The organism is Caballeronia sp. (genome assembly GCF_049581465.1).
Taxonomy (GTDB): Bacteria; Pseudomonadota; Gammaproteobacteria; order Burkholderiales; family Burkholderiaceae; genus Caballeronia.
Genome location: NZ_JBAUSA010000754.1, coordinates 1 through 5,302 on the forward strand (window position 1 = coordinate 1; position 5,302 = coordinate 5,302).

Here is a 5,302-nt window from a genome sequence, read left to right on the forward strand (position 1 = left end):
CGATACGACCGCCTCCCGGCGTCCGCAAGCCTTTCTGAATCACTAGCAGATCGACCCTCTCAACCACGCCCGACGAACGGCATCTTCGTCGCCATCACGGTGTGGAACAGCACGTTTGCATCGAGCGGCAAGCTCGCCATATAGCGCACCGATTGCGCCACAATTTCGACGTCGAGCATCGGCTCTATCGCAATTTCGCCATTGGCTTGCGGCACGCCTTTTGCCATTCGCGCCGCAAGTTCGGTGTAAGCGTTTCCAATATCGATCTGCCCCACCGCAATATCGTACTTGCGGCCGTCGAGCGCGGCGGATTTTGTCATGCCCGCAACGGCGTGCTTGGTCGCCGTATAAGCGATTGAGTTGGGCCGCGGAGTGCTTGCGGAGATCGAGCCGTTATTAATGATGCGTCCACCCATTGGCACCTGCACGCGCATCACGCGAAACGCCTGCTGGATGCAATAGAACATGCCGCTAAGATTCACATCGACCACTGACTTCCACTCGTCGGCGGACCAGTCCTCAAACGGTCCCGGCGGGTTCGATCTGCCCGCGTTATTAAATAGCAAGTCGACGCGTCCGAAGCGCTCCACCACTGCGGCGAAGAGCGCCTTCACAGCGTCGGGGTCGGATACATCGCAAGGAAATGCGTGTGCGCGGCCCTGTTTAGAGGGATCGGCCGCCAGTTGTTCAAGCGGCTCGCGCCGGCGGCCGACGAGAGCAACCGTCCAGCCGTCGTTCAGCAATGCCAGCGATGTCGCGCGCCCAATGCCGGAACCGGCGCCTGTCACGATCGCGATGCGAGCGGTTTCATTGTTTTGCAAAGTCACGGCTTCATCTCCCATCGATTCAATTTAATGTCCGACGAGGTTAGAAGCATTGACCGAATAAAGCAATGATCGGGCATGCGGGCAAGGACACGACCCGACGCTTCTACTGCAGTCTATTTACTGCGACCTCCCTGTTCCATTCGCCTTACTACTTTCTACCAAGCGAAAGCGACCCGCTTGCTTTAATAAACGTCCCGCACATAGCGCTTGTCCGCCGCCAGTTGCCGGACATGCTCGGCCGCCCTCTCGGCGCTCATTCCGCCATGCTCTTCAACGATCACCTTGAGCGCTGCGTCGACGTCCTTGGCCATGCGTGCTGCGTCGCCGCAAACGTAGAAGTGCGCGCCTTCCTGAAGCCACGCCCAAAGCTCGGCCCCTCGTTCGACCATGCAATCCTGGACATAGATCTTGCTTGCCTGATCCCGAGAGAACGCCAGGTCAAGTCGCGTCAGGTGTCCTCTTTCACGCATCGCCCTGAGTTCCTCGCCGTAGTAGAAATCAGTCGCGGCGTGCTGCTCGCCAAAAAATAACCAGTTTCGACCGCGGTCGCCGCGCGCCAGCCGCTCATGCAGGAAGCCGCGAAAAGGTGCCACGCCCGTGCCGGGACCGACCATGATCATCGGCGCATCGGCGTCACGCGGCGGCCGGAAGTGCGTGGATTTCTGCACGAATACGGGCACGTTGACATCGCCGGCACGGTCAGCCAGGAAGGTCGACGAAACGCCCTTTCGCTGCCGGCGTCCATTGCTATAGCGGACTGCCGACACGGTCAGATGAAGCTCGCCCTCGTGCGCCTTGGGGCTCGATGCGATTGAATAAAGCCGCGGCTGCATGCGCTTTAGCATGCCGACGAGTTCCGGCGCCGACAACTCGACGGGATATTCGTGGAGCACATCGGCTAGCTGTTGTCCCCACAACCATTTCTTGAGGTCGGCCTTGCGGCTTTCGTGAAGCAGATCGCCTAGGCCGCTACCTTCGGATCGCGCCGCGATAAACGCGAGGGCGTCCATACTAGGCCGGGCAATCTCGAAGTGCGTGGCTAGCGCTTCGGCAAGCGGCATCTCACCGGCACCCGCCACATGAACCGTCGTCCCGGCGTTGAGACGACTCAGCCCAAGAAGCTCGTCGACCAGCTCAGGGCAATTGCTGGGCCACACGCCTAGCGCATCGCCCGCTTCGTATTCGAGGCCCGAATCTTTCGCCGCTAACGAAAAATACCGCGTGTCCTTAGCCGCACCGCGCTTATTCAACCGAAGGTTCTTTAGCATCCGTGATGCGGCGGGATTCATTTTTGAAGGAACGCTGCCGGGCAGGACGGCCGGGATCATTCCATCGGCAGAAACAGCGTGAAGCGCCGCATCGTCTTCCTCGATACGCTTGATGATCCGTTCGAGCCACGCGTCGGCGGCGGGTTGAAACTCGGCGTCGCAATCGACCCTGTCGAGCAAGCGTTGCGCACCTAATTCAGCCAGGCGGGCATCGAGATTTCGCCCGTGCCCGCAAAACTGATCATAGTTGCGGTCGCCAAAAGCGAGGACCGCGTAGCGCATTCCGTCGAGGCTGGGAGCCGTGGCCGCGTTCAGCGACGCGTATAGATCCTGGCCGTTGTCAGGCGCGTCGCCGTCGCCGAACGTGCTGGTCATCAGTAGGACGTACTGCGCTTTCCTCAACGCCGATATTTCGCAATCTGCCATGCATGATGTGCGAATCTCGAAACCGGACTCCATCAATCGGGTCGCGTAATGTTCGGTCAGCGATTCGATATTGCCCGTCTGCGACGCCCACAACAGCAATACCTTAGGCCGAGCGTGCACGATGCGCGCGGGCGCCGCGTGCTCGGGTGGCGTTGTCGCGGGCGGCATGACGGCCGCGCGGCTGAACATTCCCGCTAGCAGGCCGTCGACCCAAAACCGGTTAGTGACCGACAGCGGCGCCGCGCCCGGTAATGTGGGCGCACCGGCCACGTCGCTAGCCGGTAACGTACGCAAGCCGCTGACAAAGCCGGCCAGATAGGTCCGTTCGACGTCGCTGAGTTGAGGCCCGGGCTGATCGTGCACGCCGAGCAGCATGGCAAATTTATCGATACGGGACATGTCCAGTTCCTCAGTGGCAGCGATCGATTCGGCGCGCTCCGGCGTGGAAATATCGTCGGGCGCTGCGGGATTTTGGATCGTTTGCGAAGCGACACGGCTCAGTTCCACCGCGCAGAATTTCAGTTCGGGCTGCATTGAAATCGGGTCGACGGCGTCACTCGTGACGGCGTTGATGCAAAGGTCTTCGCCGAACACGTCGTTCCAGTGCATCGGCGCGAAGCACTGCCCGGCGCTGACGCGATCCGTGACGACCGCTGGCAGCACGGCACGTCCGCGCCGCGAACGAATCTGCACGCTATCCTTGCTCTCGATGCCCAGCGCCTTCGCGTCTTCAGGATGCAACTCGACGAACGGCGCCGGATTGAGTTTGTTTAGCATCGCGACCTTGCCGGTCTTGGTCATCGTGTGCCATTGATGCTGGAGACGCCCGGTATTAAGCACAATGGGAAACTCACGATCCGGCATTTCCGCAGGCGCGACATGAGGGCGCGCGAAGAAGATCGCTTTGCCATTGGCGGTCGGAAAGCTTAAGTGCGGCTCGCGCCCGTCGGAACCTTTCCTAAGCGTCTGGCTAACACCGTCGTTGATATAGCGAATCGCATTGCGGTCGCCGGTGGCGTCGGGCGCGCATGGCCATTGCAACGGAGTTTGACGAAGCCGCTCGTAATTTGCGCCGCGCAGGTCGTAGCCTGTCTTGTGATTCGATACCTGGGCGATCTCAGCAAATACGTCCTCGGCGCAGCGGTAATTGAACGCATCGGCGAAGCCCATCGCGCTGCCGACCCGCGCGATGATCTGCCAATCCGGCAACGCGGCGCCGGGCGGTTGGATCGCCTGCTGCATGAGTGTCAGGTTGCGTTCTGAATTGATCATCACGCCTTCCGCCTCGGCCCAGAGTGCGCCGGGCAGCAGGATATCGGCGTAGCGATTGGTCTCTGTATCCAGGAAGGCGTCCTGTGTAATCACCAACTCGGCCGCCTGTAATCCAGCGATTGCATTCTGGCGATTCGGGACCGACGCCACCGGATTCGTGCAGATGATCCAGCACGCCTTGATGTCGCCATCGGCCATGCGTGTGAACATGTCGACCGTGCCGTTGCCTGTGGCCGGCTTAAGCGTTCCTTGGGGAACGCGCCATAGATTTTCGATAAACACGCGGTCTTCTTCGACCAGCACCGAGCGCTGTCCCGGCAGGCCGGGACCCATGTAGCCCATTTCGCGCCCGCCCATTGCGTTGGGCTGTCCCGTCAGTGAAAACGGCCCGCTGCCTGGGCGGCAGATCTTGCCTGTTGCCAGATGCAGGTTGCAGATGGCGTTCGTATTCCAGGTGCCGTGCGTGCTTTGGTTGAGGCCCATGGTCCAGCAACTCATCCACTCGGGCGCGTCGCCGATCCATTGCGCGGCACGGACAATATCGGCTTCCGCAATGCCTGTGATCGCCGCGACTTTCGAGGGCGAATAGTCGTCGAGGAAAGCCGGCATTGCTTCCCAGCCGTCCGTGAACGCCTCTATGAACGCCGTGTCGGTACGACCGTTCTTGTGCAGGAGATGCAGGATGCCGTTGAGCAAGGCGAGATCGGTTCCGGGCTTGATCTGCATGAACAGGCTGGCTTTATCGGCGGTCGCGTTACGCCTTGGGTCGACCACGATCAGCTTCGCGCCCGCCTTCACGCGATCCATCATGCGTAGGAAGAGGATCGGATGACAGTCGGCCATGTTCGCGCCGATCACGAAAAACAGGTCCGCCTTGTCGAAGTCCTGATAGGAACCCGGGGGTCCGTCGGCGCCTAGCGAAAGCTTGTAGCCGCTCCCTGCGCTCGCCATGCACAAGCGCGAATTCGATTCGATATTGTTCGTGCCGACAAACCCCTTTGCGAGCTTGTTGACGAGATACTGCGCCTCGATCGACATCTGGCCTGACACGTAGAACGACAAAGCGTCGGGGCCGTGGTTGTCGAGAATCACGCGAAGGCGGCGCGCGGTGTCGGCGATGGCCTGATCCATCGGCAGCGGGACCGGGGGTGCGCGGCGGTCGTGACGGACATAGGCGTTTTCAAGCCGGCCGGATTGGCGCAGCGCGATATGTGCGGACGATCCCTTGGTGCAAAGCCGCCCGAAATTGGCTGGATGCTCGGTGTCGCCGGTGATTTTTACGACCTGTTCGTTGTCGACGTGCAGGAGCATTCCGCAGCCAACGCCGCAGTAGGGGCAGACGGATTTCACAGGGGACGCTGAGTCGCTTGGACTGGTTCGCACAGGGATCCTTGGGGCCGGATGGGGCGTTGGGGCGGTGCTGCTTGCGGTGAGTGTGGGGCTAGGGCTTGGGCGGTGCTGCTCGCGGTGAGTGTGGGGTTAGGGCTTGGGCGGTGCTGCTCGCGGCGA

Annotated in this window: 2 protein-coding genes; both read right to left on the bottom strand. The window is 61.0% G+C overall.

Going from position 1 to position 5,302, the window contains the following annotated elements; all coding sequences use genetic code 11:
- Window positions 1–59 precede the first annotated feature (59 nt).
- Entirely contained in the window at window positions 60–827 is a 768-nt protein-coding gene (locus tag WCA53_RS18655) for an SDR family oxidoreductase (protein ID WP_423913857.1), read from the bottom strand.
- Between the two features lie 182 nt (window positions 828–1,009).
- Window positions 1,010–5,104, bottom strand: coding sequence for a molybdopterin-dependent oxidoreductase (locus WCA53_RS18660; protein ID WP_423913862.1), 4,095 nt, complete (start codon window positions 5,102–5,104; stop codon window positions 1,010–1,012).
- Between the last annotated feature and the right edge of the window lie 198 nt (window positions 5,105–5,302).